12 protein-coding genes and 1 rRNA gene are annotated in these 17,627 nt (G+C 39.1%); 6 read left to right on the top strand and 7 right to left on the bottom strand.

What is annotated here, in order from left to right; all coding sequences use genetic code 11:
- Positions 1 to 516 (top strand): hypothetical protein (locus tag AACU95_RS00265; protein WP_161737140.1); only part of this gene is annotated, 516 nt, incomplete at its 5' end.
- 71 nt (positions 517 to 587) lie between these two features.
- Here the strand turns inward: AACU95_RS00265 and AACU95_RS00270 are convergent.
- Both AACU95_RS00270 and metH read right to left on the bottom strand, forming a co-directional pair.
- The gene (locus AACU95_RS00270) at positions 588 to 1,166 is read right to left on the bottom strand and encodes a hypothetical protein (RefSeq protein WP_004249153.1); all 579 of its coding nucleotides are present in this window, start codon (positions 1,164 to 1,166) and stop codon (positions 588 to 590) included.
- A 133-nt stretch (positions 1,167 to 1,299) separates the two neighbouring features.
- Positions 1,300 to 4,971: a methionine synthase gene (gene metH, locus AACU95_RS00275; protein WP_161737141.1), complete on the bottom strand. Its 3,672-nt coding sequence runs from the start codon at positions 4,969 to 4,971 to the stop codon at positions 1,300 to 1,302.
- A gap of 263 nt (positions 4,972 to 5,234) precedes the next feature.
- On the opposite strand from metH, the gene iclR reads away from it, so the two are divergent.
- The 3 genes from iclR (at position 5,235) to AACU95_RS00290 (ending at position 8,953) form a co-directional block, all read left to right on the top strand.
- The gene (iclR, locus tag AACU95_RS00280) at positions 5,235 to 6,071 is read left to right on the top strand and encodes a glyoxylate bypass operon transcriptional repressor IclR (RefSeq protein ID WP_004245921.1); all 837 of its coding nucleotides are present in this window, start codon (positions 5,235 to 5,237) and stop codon (positions 6,069 to 6,071) included.
- Positions 6,072 to 6,376: 305 nt separating this feature from the next.
- Positions 6,377 to 8,233, top strand: coding sequence for a phosphogluconate dehydratase (edd, locus tag AACU95_RS00285; RefSeq protein WP_004249150.1), 1,857 nt, complete (start codon positions 6,377 to 6,379; stop codon positions 8,231 to 8,233).
- A 78-nt stretch (positions 8,234 to 8,311) separates the two neighbouring features.
- Positions 8,312 to 8,953, top strand: coding sequence for a bifunctional 4-hydroxy-2-oxoglutarate aldolase/2-dehydro-3-deoxy-phosphogluconate aldolase (locus AACU95_RS00290; protein ID WP_004245923.1), 642 nt, complete (start codon positions 8,312 to 8,314; stop codon positions 8,951 to 8,953).
- A 72-nt stretch (positions 8,954 to 9,025) separates the two neighbouring features.
- Here AACU95_RS00290 and aceK read toward each other — a convergent pair whose 3' ends face one another.
- The 3 genes from aceK to aceB all read right to left on the bottom strand — a co-directional run bounded on the left by aceK (position 9,026) and on the right by aceB (position 13,791).
- Complete coding sequence (gene aceK, locus AACU95_RS00295) at positions 9,026 to 10,744, bottom strand: bifunctional isocitrate dehydrogenase kinase/phosphatase (protein ID WP_060961229.1); 1,719 nt, start codon at positions 10,742 to 10,744, stop codon at positions 9,026 to 9,028.
- A 71-nt stretch (positions 10,745 to 10,815) separates the two neighbouring features.
- A complete protein-coding gene (gene aceA, locus AACU95_RS00300) occupies positions 10,816 to 12,123 on the bottom strand; it encodes an isocitrate lyase (protein ID WP_012368498.1) in 1,308 nt (435 codons plus the stop codon).
- 75 nt (positions 12,124 to 12,198) lie between these two features.
- The gene (gene aceB / locus AACU95_RS00305) at positions 12,199 to 13,791 is read right to left on the bottom strand and encodes a malate synthase A (protein ID WP_004250096.1); all 1,593 of its coding nucleotides are present in this window, start codon (positions 13,789 to 13,791) and stop codon (positions 12,199 to 12,201) included.
- 342 nt (positions 13,792 to 14,133) lie between these two features.
- On the opposite strand from aceB, the gene metA reads away from it, so the two are divergent.
- Entirely contained in the window at positions 14,134 to 15,063 is a 930-nt protein-coding gene (gene metA, locus AACU95_RS00310; RefSeq protein WP_004245927.1) for a homoserine O-acetyltransferase MetA, read from the top strand.
- Between the two features lie 57 nt (positions 15,064 to 15,120).
- On the opposite strand, the gene AACU95_RS00315 is transcribed toward metA, so the two are convergent.
- Entirely contained in the window at positions 15,121 to 16,224 is a 1,104-nt protein-coding gene (locus tag AACU95_RS00315; RefSeq protein WP_004245929.1) for a glycerol dehydrogenase, read from the bottom strand.
- Between the two features lie 359 nt (positions 16,225 to 16,583).
- Here AACU95_RS00315 and idi point away from each other — a divergent pair, with 359 nt between their 5' ends.
- Positions 16,584 to 17,129, top strand: a complete 546-nt coding sequence (idi, locus tag AACU95_RS00320) for an isopentenyl-diphosphate Delta-isomerase (protein WP_004245930.1) — start codon at positions 16,584 to 16,586, stop codon at positions 17,127 to 17,129.
- A gap of 122 nt (positions 17,130 to 17,251) precedes the next feature.
- On the opposite strand, the gene rrf is transcribed toward idi, so the two are convergent.
- A 5S ribosomal RNA gene (gene rrf / locus AACU95_RS00325) occupies positions 17,252 to 17,367 on the bottom strand.
- Positions 17,368 to 17,627 lie beyond the last annotated feature (260 nt).

The following is a 17,627-nucleotide window of genomic DNA, read 5'->3' on the forward strand; positions in this document are numbered from 1 at the left end:
AATATAAATAAACAACCATTGATAGGAAAAGGACTTAGTGAAATAGAAAAAAATATTGAATTTATTGATAGGATACTTGATCAGGAAAATAAAAATCTACAACAATATAAAAGAGATTTGAATTCATTCAAGACAAAACACCTACCGTATCCTTCTTCCCAAAAGGATATTACAAATATGAATAAAACATTATTATCTAATATTTCAAACAATATAAGTAATATAAAGGATATAAAGGATGATTTAATAAAACAGCGTACTGAATTAAATAATCGTAGATCATTATCTAAAATCACCACAATAGATTTTTTATATTACGTTGAACATAAACCATTTTATATAAAAAAGGAAAATATATCTTTCAGTGAAATTGATATTCAATGCATTCACAACATGAAGAAAATATATGACAACATATGGTTTAAAAATGTAGAAGATAATTTAAAATCAAAATTATATTCTGATATTATCAAAAAAATAGATAAAGAAAAACCATCAAATAAAGTAGTTACGTAAAGTATTAATCATTATTCTCTAATTGTTAGTCATCTTAAGTAGGCTCCTTATAAAAAGCCTACTTTCATCGTTTAATATACCCGATAACCACCATATTTTTTAGCAAATTGATTAAATTTACCAAAATCAATCAACGCGATTTCTAACGAGCGATATGCAATATGAGACATCTTAGCCACTTGTTCCACAAATACATGGTTATCTTCAAGAAGCTTAGCTGTAAGTGCTGAGGCAATAATCTCACACTCTTTCGGTGTCACAATCCAACCATCATTTGTAGCAAACTTATAAATTGGAATACACCCTTCTTTTTCACTCTCTTTAGCTAACAATGCCTCTTCTTCTTGCATAGCTTGCTTAAATAGTGTGATTTCTTCTTCTAGGGGGGCTGGATGTGTAGGAATATGATGATAAATATAGTCACCAATTTCTTCCATGCGCGCCGGTGTCATTTCAGCCTTAAGCCAAATCTTATCAAACATTTTTTCATCTAATAATGCATCTGTATCCAAATTCCCTGTTAATTGCATCAGATTTAAAAACGCATTAATGATAACTTCATTTAATGGGTAATTTCCTTTGGCTAAAGAAGGAAAAGGAACTTTAGTGCCAACTGTTGGGGTTTGCTGAAGATACAAAGTATAACTCATCATCATGTCCTTTTTTCTGATACAGGCTTACAGCTTATACATCTTTAATGGGAACTGCGAGAGAAAATAACAAGGGGATATGATTATCACCTTGTTATTTATTACATTATTACAATCTTCAGATACCGTTTAATTAAGGCTCATAACCTAAATTAGGGGCTAACCAACGCTCAACTTCACTCATACTCATACCACGACGTTTGGCGTAATCTTCTACCTGATCTTTTTGAATTTGAGCGACGGCAAAATATTTACTTTCAGGATGACTAAAATACCAACCCGATACCGAAGCCCCCGGCCACATCGCGTAAGCATCAGTAAGCTTCATACCAATGCGATTTTCTACATTTAACAGTTGCCAAATTTTTGCTTTTTCTGTGTGCTCTGGGCAAGCCGGATATCCCGGTGCAGGTCGTGTTCCTTGATATTTTTCTCTAATCAACTCGTCATTAGAGAGCGCTTCGTCAGGACTGTAACCCCAAATCTTGGTTCTCACTTGTTGATGCAAATATTCGGCAAAAGCTTCTGCAAGACGATCGGATAGCGCTTTTACCATAATTTTATTGTAATCATCATGAGCATTATCATACCCATTAGCGAGTGCATCTTCTTCTAGACCGCCGGTAACTGCAAAAGCACCAAAATAGTCAGCAAGACCACTATCCACAGGGGCAATAAAGTCTGCTAAGCAATAGTTAGGGTACTCTTTTTTTTCTGTTTGTTGGCGTAAATGACAACAACGTAATAGCTCATGCTGTCGCGTTTCATCTTGGTAAATAATAATGTCATCACCAAGGCGATTAGCAGGGAATAAACCAACGATACCTTTCGGAGTCAGTAATTTTTCACGACTGAGTTTATCCAACATGGCATTCGCATCTGCAAAAACGCGTCTTGCCTCTTCTCCGACAACCTCATCTTCTAATATACGTGGATATTTCCCCGCCAATGACCAAGTCATAAAGAAAGGTGTCCAGTCGATATACTTACGTAAAGTTTCAATATTGGCTGTAACTTGTTGTACCCCTAATTGGTTCGGCTTAGGTGGCGTATAGTGTTGCCAGTCAAGCTGCAATGCATTGGCACGAGCTGTCGCTAAGGAAACGGGAGGCGTACGCGGTTTTTTTCTCGCATACTGCTGACGTACCACTTCATATTCATGGCGTGTTTTAGCGACAAAATCAGCCTTTTGTGTGGCCGATAATAATGCAGCGACCACCCCGACCGTTCTTGACGCATTCTGCACATAAACGGTTGGGTGGCTGTAATTAGGTTCAATTTTTACTGCCGTGTGCGCTTTCGATGTTGTCGCACCACCAATCATTAAAGGAAGAGAAAAACCGCGTCTTTCCATCTCCTTAGCAACATTCACCATCTCATCCAGTGATGGAGTGATCAATCCAGACAATCCAATAATATCAACATTTTCGTCAATGGCTGTTTGCAAGATTTTATCGCAAGGTACCATGACCCCCAGATCGATAATTTCATAGTTATTACATTGCAACACCACTCCGACAATATTTTTGCCAATGTCGTGGACATCTCCCTTTACTGTCGCCAGTAACACTTTTCCTGCCGAGCTGCCTGCTTTTTTTGTCGCTTGAATATAAGGTTCAAGGTAAGCTACGGCCTGTTTCATCACCCGTGCCGATTTTACTACTTGGGGTAAAAACATTTTACCTTCACCAAACAGATCGCCCACTGTGTTCATGCCATTCATTAATGGCCCTTCTATCACTTCGATAGGACTCGAAGCTTGTTGGCGGCACGCTTCGGTATCTTCAATGATAAATTCGGTGATCCCTTTCACTAACGCGTACTCTAGGCGCTTTTCGACCTCCCATTGTCGCCATTGCGCAAACGTAGAGTGCTGTTCCTCACTTTTAGTACCACGATAACGCTCTGCGAGTGCCAGTAAATTATCAGTACTCTCTGCATGGCGATTTAAAATAACATCCTCTACCGCATTACGTAGTTCATCCGGTAATGAGTCATAAATAGCGAGCTGCCCAGCATTGACAATCCCCATATCCATACCATTTTTTACAGCGTAATAGAGAAAAACGGAGTGGATAGCTTCCCGAACGGGATCATTGCCCCGAAAAGAGAATGACACATTAGAAACACCGCCAGAAATTAAAGCATAAGGCAGTTGAGATTTAATATCCGCACAAACTTCTATAAAATCAACTGCATAATTATTATGTTCAGCAATACCCGTTGCTACAGCAAAAATATTGGGATCAAAAATAATATCTTCTGGTGGAAATCCAGCTTTTTCAGTTAATAGATAATACGCACGCCGACAAATTTCTATTTTTCGCTCTCGAGTATCTGCTTGCCCTATTTCATCAAACGCCATCACGACAACCGCAGCACCATACTTACGAACTAATTTTGCATGCTCAATAAAAAGGGCTTCCCCTTCTTTCATCGAAATCGAATTGACTATTCCCTTACCCTGAATACATTTCAATCCTTCCTCAATGACTTGCCATTTTGACGAATCAATCATAATCGGGACTTTGGCAATATCGGGTTCACCCGCAATAAGATTAAGAAAACGTGTCATTGCTTCTATCGCATCTAACATGCCTTCATCCATATTGATATCGATGATTTGAGCACCGTTTTCAACTTGCTGACGAGCAACATCAAGGGCTTCTTGGTAATTACCTTCTTTTATTAAACGTTTAAATTTAGCCGAACCTGTCACATTCGTTCGTTCCCCCACATTGACGAACAGCGAATTATCATCAATGACCAAAGGCTCAAGACCTGAGAGTCGACAGGCTTTTTTAATGACAGGTAATGTTCTAGGTGCTATGCCATCAACCGCTTGAGCAATAGCCTGAATATGGGCAGGGGTTGTGCCACAACAACCACCGACAATATTAAGAAACCCAGCTTGCGCCCACTCCTTGATTTGTTCCGCCATCTCATTGGCATCTAAATCATATCCGCCAAAGGCATTAGGTAAGCCAGCATTAGGGTGAGCACTGACATAAGTTTCTGATATTTGTGAGAGAGTTTGAATATATTGGCGTAATTCTTTTGGCCCTAGCGCACAATTTAAACCAAATGATAACGCGTCGGCATGACGTAGTGAGTGATAAAAGGCTTCTGTGGTTTGCCCTGTTAATGTTCTACCTGACGCATCAGTGATAGTCCCTGAGATCATCACCGGTAATTCAATATTAAGATTATCAAACTCACATTTAATCGCAAAAATAGCCGCTTTAGCATTTAGGGTGTCAAAAATGGTTTCCACCATAATTAAATCCACCCCTCCTTTAATGAGTCCGCAGATCGCCTCTCGATAAGCCATCACCAATGTATCAAATGAGATATTACGAAACGCGGGATCGTTAACATCCGGAGAAATGGATGCTGTTCTATTGGTTGGCCCTAATACCCCTGCAACATAACGTGGTTTATCTGGCGTTAATGCACTCCATTTATCAGCACAGGCTCTGGCAAGTTTAGCAGCCTCTTCATTCAATTCTGCACATAACCCTTCCATCTGATAATCAGCCATGGCAATAGAGGTTGCATTAAAGGTGTTTGTTTCCACGATATCTGCACCGGCTTCAAAATAAGCATTATGAATTTCAGTAATGATCTGCGGCTGCGTCAAGACTAAAAGGTCATTATTCCCTTTAACATCACATTGCCAATGGGCAAAACGTTCACCTCGGTAATCTTCTTCTGCCAGCTGATATTGCTGGATCATGGTTCCCATTGCGCCATCAAGGACTAAGATACGTTTGGCTAATGCTTGCGTAAGCTGCTGAGTTATCATGGTCACATTGCTTCCTCTACCAAAGAATATTGTGTTGTTGTTATTTTCGTTATATAGCAAGTTCGTTGTTTTTTTATCCTATCATATCTCTTTGCAAAGATTCCTAAGAGGAATATGAGAGATTTTCACCTAACCATAACCCGATAACATCAATATTTGTTTTCATATGCTTTGTTTTGAAAAATATACAGATCAGAGGAGTTTTATTACGTTATATAGGTCATAATAGAGGATAATATGGACAGTATTTCTGGAGTGTAAGTATGACCGTCTCCCCTACCAATAAAAAAGCTCGTAAGCCAAAAACACCCGCAACTCAAAGTACTGCACAAGGTGGCCCCGTTCAGTCATTAAGCCGTGGCTTAACATTATTGGAATATATTTCCGAATCTCCAGGCGGTATTGCTTTAACTGATTTAGCTTTTCAAGCAGGACTACCCAATTCCACTACTCACCGCTTACTTACTACTTTGCAACAACATGGTTTTGTACGCCAAGTAGGTGATTTAGGTTTATGGGTAGTGGGCACTCATGCCTTTATTGTCGGTAGTAGCTTTCTGCAAACCCGTAACCTACTGGTTATGGTGCACCCTATATTGCGTCAATTAATGGAAGATTCTGGTGAAACCGTTAATTTGGCTATTCTTGATCAAGTTGAATTTGATGCGGTGATTGTCGACCAAGTACAATGTAATGCATTAATGAGAATGTCTGCCCCAATTGGCGGCAAGTTGCCAATGCATGCATCTGGTGCAGGTAAAGCATTTCTATCCACTTTACCGGAAAATAAGTTACTCCCCCTTTTACAGAAAAAAGGTCTGATGGCCTATACCCCTTATACCAAAACCTTACCTTCCGCATTAAAAGAGAATTTAGAACAAGCTCGTAAACAAGGTTTCTCTTTTGATGATGAAGAGCATGCATTAGGTTTACGTTGTATTGGCGCTTGTATCTATGATGAACACCACCAGCCTTTTGCCGCTATTTCACTCTCTGGCCCCGTATCTAGAATGACAGATTCACGCATTACGGAATTAGGTGCACTGGTGATAAAAGCGGCTAAGCAGATCAGCCGTGAATATGGTGGTGTAAAAAGTTAACCCAGCTAGGCCTTTCTATTTATTTATGTACAAATTAGGAAGGCTTCTCCTTAAATAAAACGATTCAGCTTATGCAAAAATCGTTTTTTTTCATTTTTAGCCGTTAAATATTAAAAAACTGTTACTTATCATCTTAAAAAATTGATATCGATCACAGATGTTGTTTAAGCTTGGTTTAAGAGTATTGCAACTGAGCTTGTTACCCGTAACAATGTTACCGGTAACAAGTTATTGCTAAGCGCTTATATTTTTTCTTATAGCAATAAGTAATGCCGTCACCCTGTGTGAATAAAGGAAGCACTATTATGAACCCGAAAAATCATGACCAGTTTCAGAACAACTTCGCCGCATTAAACGAAACCGTACAACAAGTGACTGAACGTATTGTTGCTCGCTCACAAATAACTCGTCGCGCTTATCTGAAAAAAATTGAAGCTGCTAAAAGCCAAACCGTACACCGTGCCCAGTTAGCTTGCGGTAATTTGGCTCATGGTTTTGCCGCCTGTCAAAGTGAAGATAAAAATTTACTTAAGAATATGGTTCATAATGATATCGCCATCATTACTGCGTATAACGATATGTTATCCGCTCATAAACCTTATGAAGATTATCCACAAAAAATTAAAGCGGCATTGCATACTGTTGGTGCTGTAGGTCAAGTCGCTGGTGGTGTGCCTGCGATGTGTGATGGTGTGACACAAGGGCAAGATGGAATGGAGCTATCACTGCTAAGTCGCGATGTTATTGCCATGTCTGCAGCTGTAGGGTTATCTCATAATATGTTTGATGGCGCCCTTTATTTAGGGATCTGCGATAAAATCGTTCCAGGGCTTACTATGGCAGCACTGTCATTCGGTCATCTGCCTGCAATTTTTGTCCCTGCAGGTCCAATGACCAGTGGTTTACCCAATAAAGAAAAGGTGCGTATTCGCCAACTGTATGCAGAAGGCAAGGTCGATCGTAATGCTTTATTAGAAGCAGAAGCAGCCTCTTACCATAGTATGGGAACTTGTACTTTTTATGGTACAGCAAACTCAAATCAAATGGTGATGGAAGCAATGGGCTTACATTTACCTGGCTCCTCTTTTGTTCATCCAGATACTCCATTACGTGAAGCATTAACAGAAGCGGCAGCAAAACAAATTGTACGCTTAACAGAAAACTCGGGGAATTATTTACCTATTGGTCAATTAGTTGACGAAAAGGTGATTGTTAACGGTATTATTGTGCTGTTAGCCACAGGTGGCTCAACAAATCTCACCATGCATTTAGTGGCAATGGCACGGGCGGCGGGCATTATGATTAATTGGGATGATTTTTCTCAATTATCACAAGTTGTGCCATTAATTGCTCGTATTTATCCTAATGGTCCGGCAGATATTAACCAATTCCAAGCGGCAGGTGGTCTTGCTCTTATTATTCGTGAATTACTGAAAAAAGGCTTAATTCATCGCGATGTCAATACGGTGGCAGGATTTGGTATTGAACGCTATACCTTAGAGCCGTGGCTAAATGAAGGTAAACTTGATTGGCGTGAAGGTGCAATACAATCTTTAGATAAAGATGTGATTGCCGATATCAATACGCCATTCTCTTCACACGGCGGAACACAGGTGATGGAAGGTAATTTAGGTCGAGCAGTGATGAAAACGTCGGCGGTGCCTGATGAAAATAAAATTATTGAAGCACCTGCTGTTGTGTTTAATAGCCAACATGATATTGCCGCTAAATTTAGCGCCGGTGAATTGAATAAAGATTGTGTAGTCGTTGTGCGTTATCAAGGTCCCCAAGCCAATGGGATGCCAGAATTACATAAACTCATGCCTCCTTTAGGGGTATTGATGGATAAAGGCTATAAAGTGGCATTAGTCACAGATGGCCGTCTTTCTGGTGCATCAGGTAAAGTTCCTGCCGCTATTCATGTAACACCAGAGGCGGTAAACGGTGGACTATTAGCAAAAGTACAAGATGGTGACATTATTCGTGTTAATGGCAAAACAGGTGAATTAACACTCTTAGTTGATGAACAAACCTTAGAAGCTCGCCAAACCGAAATACCTGATCTCAGCGCAAACAATAGCGGTTGCGGTCGTGAGTTGTTCGTTAATTTACGTCGCCATTTATCAGGTGCTGAACAAGGTGCTTGCTGTATTGATTTTTAATACATAAAGTTTTCATTGCCTAATGAGGAGCAAGCCTATTTATTTGCTCTTCATTATTTCTGATTAGGAAAGATAAAGATGAATCATTGGAATACAAGTGCAGAGTCTGTACTAAAATCAGGGCCCGTTGTTCCTGTTATTGTTATTAATCATATTGAAGAAGCTGTACCTGTCGCAAAAGCGTTAGTCGCCGGTGGCGTAAAAGTTTTAGAAGTGACACTACGTACAGACTGCGCTATTGAAGCTATTCGTCGCATTGCTAAAGAAGTACCAGAAGCCATTGTTGGTGCAGGGACAGTGATCAACCCTCAACAATTAGCCCAAGTCACAGAAGCGGGTGCACAATTTGCCATTAGCCCAGGCTTAACCGATGCGCTATTAAAAGCTGCGGTAGCAGGCTCTATTCCTCTTATCCCTGGTATCTCGACTGTTTCTGAATTAATGCTCGGTATGAGTTACGGTTTAAATGAATTTAAGTTTTTCCCAGCAGAAGCTAATGGTGGCGTTAAAGCATTAAAAGCAATTGCAGGACCATTCTCACAAGTACGTTTCTGCCCAACCGGCGGTATTTCGCCTGAAAACTACCGTAACTACCTTGCACTGGAAAGTGTACTTTGTATCGGTGGCTCTTGGTTAGTTCCTAGTGATGCTGTGAAAGCAGGGGATTATCAACGTATTACTGAGCTAGCAAAAGAAGCTGTTGCTGGCGCTCAACATTAATTTAATGCTTTAATTATTACCCAATAAAGATAGGTATATCATTCGATTATCTATCTTTATTACTCTGTTTTATTAACAGATATCGTTATCAATAAAACGTTTACTTTGTGGATAGGCGTAAACATCTTCAATATACCCTTGTTTAATTCTTTGCTGCTGTTGTTGCCAGTATTCAGGTGAAAGAAGATCACGATGTTGAGCTTCAAAATAATGACATACTTGCTTATCACAACATAAAAAGTAACGAAACTCTTCAGGAAAAACATCATTTTCAGCAACGCTATACCAAGGCTCACTGGCCAGTTCATCTTCAGGATAGCGAGCGGGAGGAATGGCACGGAAATTCATATCTGTCATATAACTTATTTCATCATAATCATAAAAAATAACGCGATGATGACGTGTCACGCCAAAATTCTTAAATAACATATCACCAGGAAAAATATTTGCGGCAATCAACTCTTTAAGTGCTTGGCCATAATCTTCAACCACGGCTTTTAACTGTTTATTGTCACACTGCTCCATATAGATATTAAGTGGCGTCATACGGCGTTCCATATACAGATGGCTGATCAGTAACTTATCACCTAGATCTTCTAATTTGTTGGGGATCTCCTGTTCTAAGATCGCCATTAAGTCGTTACTGATCCGCTTTTTATCAATAACAAAGTTCTCAAACTCTTGCGTATCCGCCATTCTCCCAACACGATCATGCTCTTTCACCAAGCGATAGCACTCTTTGACACGCTCTGCAGTCATTGTTTTTTGTGGCGCAAACCTATCTTTGATCACTTTAAACACTCTATCGTAAGTAGGCAGTGTGAAAACGAGCATCACCATTCCTTTTACCCCCGGAGCTTCAATAAATTGTTCCGATGAAAAATTCATAAAAGCAAGGTATTCACGGTAATATTCAGTTTTGCCATGTTTCTGACAACCAATCGACATATAGAGCTCAGCAATAGACTTTTCAGGGAGAATATCCCGTAACCATGTTACTAATGCCGCGGGAAATGGCGCATAAACCATAAAATAAGAACGAGCAAAGCCAAATACAATACTGGCTTCATCTGTTGTCGTTAAACAGGTATCAATAACTAAGTGCTGTTCAATATTATGAATAGGTAATAACAGGGGAATGAATTGATTATTTATCGCTATCTTACCAATCATCCATGCCGCTTTATTACGGTAAAATAGCTCATTAGCAATGTGAAATACCGCATTTTGTAATTCCTCATGGCTAAATTGCGCATAGAGCGTTTGGCAAATAAATTGAATATCTCGCGATTTATTTTGCCACGGTAAACGCAAAGGTAGGCGCGATAAAATATCTTGCAATAATGCGGGTAAATCACTTTGTATAACAAACGTTCTTGATAAAGGGCGAGGGGCTTGCGCAAAACGATACGCAGGTTGTGATGAAAAAACGAATAAGTTTTTTTTATTAAGCTCTCGATGATGAAATAGACGACAATAAACTGAATTAAAAAAACTTTCAGCGATTTCAAAACGGGGATAGTTAGGTAATAATTGTGTGTATCGCTCTTTGACTTTTTGTAAGAAAACACTTTCTTTATCAATATCATGTCGGATACATCTAAGTTGTTCCACAACTAATCCAACATGATTATCGTATAAGCGGATGCGCTCTTTCATCGCCAATTGAATACCATGCCAATCTGCTTGCTCAAAACGATATTGAGCACCTGACGTTATCTCAAGAAAACGCCCATATTGTGCATCAAAGCCTTGTAAGATCGTTTGAGCGACTAAGTCTTCAGCTGTCATCAACTGACCTCATGAAAAAGAGGAGCATCCTGCTCCTGAATTATCACCACAAAAGTGCATCACAGTAAGAACTAGAATTGTTGCTCTTCAGTAGAGCCAGTTAATGCCGTAACAGATGACATACCACCTTGAATAATCGTCGTCACTTTATCAAAATAGCCGGTGCCCACTTCTTGTTGATGAGATGAGAAGGTGTAGCCTTTCGATAGTGCAGCAAATTCTTTTTCTTGTACCTTTTCAACATAGTGTTTCATACCTTCACCTTTAGCGTAATCATGCGCTAAATCGAACATATTGAACCACATACTATGAATACCCGCTAAAGTGATAAACTGGAATTTATACCCCATCGCAGAAAGCTCATCTTGGAAATGGGCGATCGTGCTATCGTCAAGATTCTTTTTCCAGTTAAAAGATGGAGAGCAATTATACGCTAACATTTTACCGGGATATTTATCATGGATCGCTTCGGCAAATTTAGCCGCCATTTTCAGATCTGGCGTGGAAGTCTCACACCAGACCAAATCGGCATAAGGGGCATAAGCAAGCCCTCGACTAATGGCTTGCTCAATTCCTGCATGAGTACAGAAAAAACCTTCAGCGGTACGCTCACCAGTTAAAAATGAACTATCGTAAGGATCGCAATCTGAAGTTAAGAGATCGGCCGCATCCGCATCAGTTCTGGCAACCAATAAGGTAGGAACATCCGAAACATCTGCCGCTAAACGTGCTGCCACCAGCTTTTGCACAGCCTCTTGCGTAGGTACTAAGACTTTTCCGCCCATATGACCGCATTTTTTCACTGCGGCTAACTGATCTTCAAAGTGAACGCCTGCTGCACCCGCCTCAATCATTGCTTTCATTAATTCAAATGCGTTAAGTACACCACCAAAACCCGCTTCTGCATCAGCAACAATAGGAAGGAAAAAATCAATATAATCTTTATGCTGAGGGCCGATACCATTTGACCACTGAATTTGATCAGCTCGTCTAAACGTATTATTAATACGCTGAACAACATTGGGTACAGAGTCCACCGGGTATAAAGATTGATCAGGGTACATACTGGCAGCAGTATTCGCATCAGCCGCCACTTGCCAACCAGATAGATAAATGGCTTCTAATCCCGCTTTAGCTTGCTGTAATGCTTGCCCTCCTGTTAAAGCACCTAATGCATTGACATATCCCTTCTTCGACTTACCATTTAATGATGACCAAAGCCGTTGCGCACCACGTCTTGCTAAGGTATGTTCAGGGTTAACGGAACCTCGTAATTTAATGACATCTTCTGCGCTATAAGGACGTTTGATCCCTTTCCAGCGAGGTTGTTCCCACTCTTTTTCTAATTGGGCAATCTGCTCTGATCTACTCATAGACATAAAATAACTCCTATAAATCTGGTAGTGATGATGTTTTATATTTGCAGTTTATAAATACGTTATGACGTATCTTTTTTAATTTAAAAGTTGATAACCCGGTAAAGTCAGAAAATCGACTAATTCATCTTGGGTAGTAATGTTATCCATTAAGGTCGCTGCTTCTTTAAAACGACCTTGCTCAAAGCGGGTATCACCCACTTCTTGGCGAATTACCTCCAGCTCTTCTTTCAACATGTTGCGAAAAAGCGCTTTTGTTACAATCTGTCCATCCGATAATGGTTTTTGATGACGGATCCATTGCCAAATAGAGGTTCGAGATATCTCTGCCGTGGCGGCATCTTCCATTAGCCCATAAATAGGCACACAACCATTACCTGAGATCCACGCTTCAATATATTGCACAGCAACACGGATATTCGCTCTCATTCCTGTTGCTGTTCTTTCACCTTCACAAGGGGCCAATAACATTTCTGCGGTGATCTTTTCATGACGTTGTACATCAAGTTGGTTTGCTCGCTCTCCTAATACCGCATCAAACGCAGATAACACCGTTTCGGCTAATCCAGGGTGAGCTATCCAAGTACCATCATGACCATTAGTTGCTTCAAGCTCTTTATCCTCAAATACCTTTTGTAAAATGACACCATTTTGCTCCGCAGAGCGACTGGGGATAAAAGCAGACATTCCTCCCATCGCAAATGCACCACGTTTATGACAAGTTTGAATAAGTAGTCGGGAATAAGCACTTAAGAAAGGTTGAGTCATAGTAATACCCTGTCTATCCGGTAACACACGATCAGGGTAATTCTTCAACGTTTTGATATAGCTAAAGATATAATCCCAACGTCCACAATTAAGGCCCACAATATGCTCTTTCATATGGAATAAGATCTCTTCCATTTGAAATACCGCAGGTAAAGTTTCAATTAATACTGTGGCTTTAATAGTTCCGCTGGCTAAACCGAAGCGTTTTTCAGTGAAATGAAAAACATCACTCCACCATTTTGCCTCTTGCCAAGTTTGTAATTTAGGAATGTAAAAATAAGGCCCGCTGCCCTTTGCCTGTAATGTTTTATAGTTATGGTAAAAATATAAGGCAAAATCAAACAAGCACCCAGGAATAGGTTTTCCCTGCCATAGCACATGCTTCTCAGGCAAGTGTAATCCCCTGACTCGAGCAATTAACACCGCAGGCGATGCTTTTAGTTGATAGCACTTACCTTGTTCATTGGTGTAGGAAATTGTTCCTTTGACAGCATCACGTAAATTAATTTGGCCATCAATAACCTTATCCCATGTCGGGGCAAGTGAATCCTCAAAATCTGCCATAAATACTTTTACATTAGCATTTAATGCATTGATCACCATTTTACGATCTACGGGGCCTGTAATTTCGACCCGACGATCTTGCAAGTCTTTAGGAATTGGATTCACTTTCCATTCTGAGTTTATAATGGAATCTGATTCTGAAATAAAATCAGGAAGCATTCCATTATCCACTTTTTGTTTCCAAATTTCTCTTTCTGCTAATAAGGTGTCACGACGTTCTGAAAACTGACTGACCAAATCAGTTAAAAATGACTCAACATCATGATTTAATATCTCTTTTTCAGCTATTCCAAAAGGTTTTGTGAAGCTTAATGCTTCTGTAGTTAATGATTGTGACATTCTGCATTCCCCTAAAATCTTTTACACACCTGATTAAGATTAATGCAGTTTTTACAAAAATCAAAAATGAATTCCATTTTTATTTAAACATTTTTTAACAATGTGATTACACCAATGTTTTTTGGCTGAATAAAAATGGCTATTTCAAAAATAACTCGAGGGATCTTGGTTTGTTGAATGATTAAACAAACTAAAATCATGCGAAGATCACATAAAGATCGGCTTATAACATTTACTTATATGAATATTCTTCATATACAGCATCTACACCTCGACTTTTAGATCTGAATTGGCTAAATTCAGGCTTCTAGATGTCTAGATGTTTTTTTAGAGGTTATTGAGATGCCAATCAGAGTACCAGACGAACTACCCGCAGTGAGTTGTTTACGCAATGAGAATGTCTTTGTCATGACATCAAGTAGAGCGAGTATTCAAGATATTCGTCCTTTAAAAGTACTGTTACTCAATCTGATGCCCAAAAAAATAGAAACAGAAAATCAATTTCTACGGTTGCTCTCTAATAGTCCATTACAAATTGATATCCAATTATTGCGTATTGATTCTCGTGTTCCCAAAAATACACCTGTTGAGCATCTTGATACTTTTTATTGTGATTTTGCCCAAATTAAAGAACAGAATTTTGATGGCTTGATTGTAACGGGAGCACCATTAGGTTTAGTTGAATTTGAAGATGTGGCTTATTGGGAGGAAATAAAAGAAATCATTACATGGGCAAAAGAGCATGTTACTTCAACACTTTTTATTTGTTGGGCCGCTCAAGCGGGCCTAAATATTTTATATGACTTACCTAAATATACCTTAAAACAAAAAATTTCTGGGGTATATCGTCATACAACATGTGATCCTTTCGCGTTACTGACTCGTGGGTTTGATGAAACATTCTTTGCCCCTCATTCACGTTATGCTGGTTTTCCTGTTGAGTTTATTCAACAAAATACAGATTTAGAAATATTAGCAACATCAGAGCAAGCAGGGGCTTACCTATTCGCATCTAAAGATAAACGAGTTGTCTTTGCCACAGGTCACCCAGAATACGATCCCAATACATTAGCTGACGAATATCATCGTGATGTTAAAGCTGGATTAGCACCACAACTACCTGAAAATTATTTTCCCGATAATAATCCTAATAAAAAACCTCTTGTATCTTGGCGTAGTCATGGCCATTTACTCTTTGCAAATTGGCTAAATTATTATGTTTATCAAATTACACCATTTGATCTGGCACAGATGAACCCAACTTTAGATTAAAATAAAACCCCAAATTCAATTTATTTGGGGTTTTATATTCAAAAAAAATACTTGAGATTATTTATAGCGATGCGCTAATGCATTCGCTGCAATCATTGCGTTGTAGACATCTTCTTCAGTCACTTTCATAGGCATATTGCCCATGGTATCACCTTCTGCACAAGCAATTTTCGCTACATTACGCCATTCACTTTCAATAAACTCTTTCATTCCCATATCTTCAAGCGTTAATGGCAATTCAGCCGCTTTGATAATACGAATAACTTCATCAATTTCTTCTTGTGGCGCATTTTCTAACACTAATTGTGTTAATAATCCAAATACCACTTTTTCACCATGTTGCACATGATGTAAGGAAGCAACTGCAGACATACCATTATTGACCGCATGAGCGGCTGCTAAACCACCTGCTTCAGCCCCCACACCACTTAAATAAATAGTCGCTTCAATAGTTTGCTCTAAAGCTTGTGTGGTAATTTTATGGCGCACAGCATCCATTGCTTTATCAATATTTTCACTCAATATTTCAAAACACAATTGTGCTAGACCTAAACCTGTACGTGATGGACGTTGATTAACTAAATTAAGTCCATCAGCTTGATAGCAAGCACGTGCTTCAAAATAAGTGGCTAAAGCATCACCGACACCTGCAGAGAAGAAGCGTTGTGGTGCAGAAGCAATAATCGCGGTATCCGCAATCACCATATCAGGGTTCTGAGGTAAAAATAAGTATTTATCAAATTCACCATTTTCTTTATAAAGAACAGAAAGAGCCGTACAAGGCGCATCTGTAGAAGCAATCGTTGGGAATAAAATAACAGGGAGGTGATGATAATAAGCAACCGCTTTAGATACGTCTAATGTTTTACCGCCACCGATACCGATAATAACATTCGCTTTATTTTCAACAACAATTTTACCCAAGCGATCCACTTCAGCTTCTGTACATTCGTAATTAAATTTTTCAACGAAACCAGATAGCCCATTTTCTTTAATTGACGACAAAGCTTCTTTATTTACTTTTTCTAGGAAAAATTCATCGCTGATAATAAAAGCATTATCTCCGAAATCTTTCATATAATTACCAACAGAAGCAAGTAATTGACTACCAATAAAGAATTTTTTAGGGGATGTTACAGAGCGAGGTAATATAGAAGACATAACTAAATTCCTTTATTTAGATTTTGCTACAGTAAGTAGCAGAATTAACATTTATCTTACCCCTCATCAGAATTCGAATCTAGTAAACTCTGTAATAGATATTATCAATATATTCTATTTAGTTTAAAGAAAACAACATGTTAATAAAATAATAAATTTTATAGAATGGCAAGATAGCTTATCGTAAAGAAGATAATTTCCCTTAAACCTTCAATTAAACCTAGAAAACTAAACAACTATATTATGATGTTATCAGTAGCGTTACCCACTAATACCATTAAAGGAACAACACAATTAACCATTATTTGATATACATGCATGGTATATTCGCGTTATAACTCTCTTTTATTTTTACCAAGGTGATTTTTGTGAAAGACGCCGTGATCCTCGTTGATAAAAATGACAATGAGCTAGGAACCATGCCCAAGCTGGAGGCACATATTACTGGTGCCTTACATAGAGCCTTTTCATTATTTATTTTCAATTCTAAGCAACAAATGTTGATCCAACAACGAGCACTGACTAAATATCACTCTGGCGGTCTATGGGCGAATACTTGTTGTAGCCATCCTTTACCCAATGAACCTCTATCACAAGCAATACATCGGCGTTTAAATGAAGAATTAGGTATGCAGTGTGATATGCAACCTATTGGTACGATTTTATATAATGAGAAAGTCACGGATGATCTTATTGAGCATGAGTTTGATCATCTTTTTTTAGGCTTTAGTGATAAAACACCACAGTGTCATCCCGATGAAGTTATGGATCATCGTTGGATTTCATTAAACGAGCTTTATCATGATGTAGAAAAACATCCTGAAAACTATAGTGCATGGTTCTGCCATATATTAATGGCTCTTGGTATAGAGCAGTTTACTCGATGGAGTAAAAATATTACTTAGTTGCTCTCTTATTGAAATTGATACTTAACTATAAAAAAGTGTTAGCATGACTCAAGGTAAAATACGATCTTCTAAACGCAAAAAAGCCAACCCAGAGGGTTGGCTTTCTCGTCTTATTTAATGCTTGGCAGTTCCCTACTCTCACATGGGGAGACCCCACACTACCATCGGCGCTACGGCGTTTCACTTCTGAGTTCGGCATGGGATCAGGTGGGACCACCGCGCTATGGCCGCCAAGCAGAATTCTTCAAATTCTGTAATTATTCGTCTCATCCTGAGACTCACCCCTTCGGGGCCAGTGCTCCGCACTGTTCCAGTTTGTTCCAGACAAACTGGTCGGTTTATTACCCGTTATCTTCTGTTATCACAGTCTATAACCAGTAATTCAATCTTAAACAAGCTGACTTTATTGTTTCGTCTCTCTGACAAAACACCTTCGGTGTTGTCAGGTTAAGCCTCACGGTTCATTAGTACTGGTTAGCTCAACGTATCGCTACG

This window comes from Proteus sp. G4415, from assembly GCF_963896075.1.
Taxonomy (GTDB): Bacteria; Pseudomonadota; Gammaproteobacteria; order Enterobacterales; family Enterobacteriaceae; genus Proteus; species Proteus mirabilis.

Excerpts from the sequence above, each read along its gene's own strand:
- iclR (WP_004245921.1), top strand. The coding sequence starts at position 5,235 with ATGACCGTCTCCCCTACCAATAAAAAAGCTCGTAAGCCAAAAACACCC.
- metH (WP_161737141.1), bottom strand. The coding sequence starts at position 4,971 with ATGATAACTCAGCAGCTTACGCAAGCATTAGCCAAACGTATCTTAGTC.
- aceA (WP_012368498.1), bottom strand. The coding sequence starts at position 12,123 with ATGTCTATGAGTAGATCAGAGCAGATTGCCCAATTAGAAAAAGAGTGG.
- AACU95_RS00290 (WP_004245923.1), top strand. The coding sequence starts at position 8,312 with ATGAATCATTGGAATACAAGTGCAGAGTCTGTACTAAAATCAGGGCCC.
- metA (WP_004245927.1), top strand. The coding sequence starts at position 14,134 with ATGCCAATCAGAGTACCAGACGAACTACCCGCAGTGAGTTGTTTACGC.
- AACU95_RS00315 (WP_004245929.1), bottom strand. The coding sequence starts at position 16,224 with ATGTCTTCTATATTACCTCGCTCTGTAACATCCCCTAAAAAATTCTTT.
- edd (WP_004249150.1), top strand. The coding sequence starts at position 6,377 with ATGAACCCGAAAAATCATGACCAGTTTCAGAACAACTTCGCCGCATTA.
- AACU95_RS00270 (WP_004249153.1), bottom strand. The coding sequence starts at position 1,166 with ATGAGTTATACTTTGTATCTTCAGCAAACCCCAACAGTTGGCACTAAA.
- aceB (WP_004250096.1), bottom strand. The coding sequence starts at position 13,791 with ATGTCACAATCATTAACTACAGAAGCATTAAGCTTCACAAAACCTTTT.
- aceK (WP_060961229.1), bottom strand. The coding sequence starts at position 10,744 with ATGACAGCTGAAGACTTAGTCGCTCAAACGATCTTACAAGGCTTTGAT.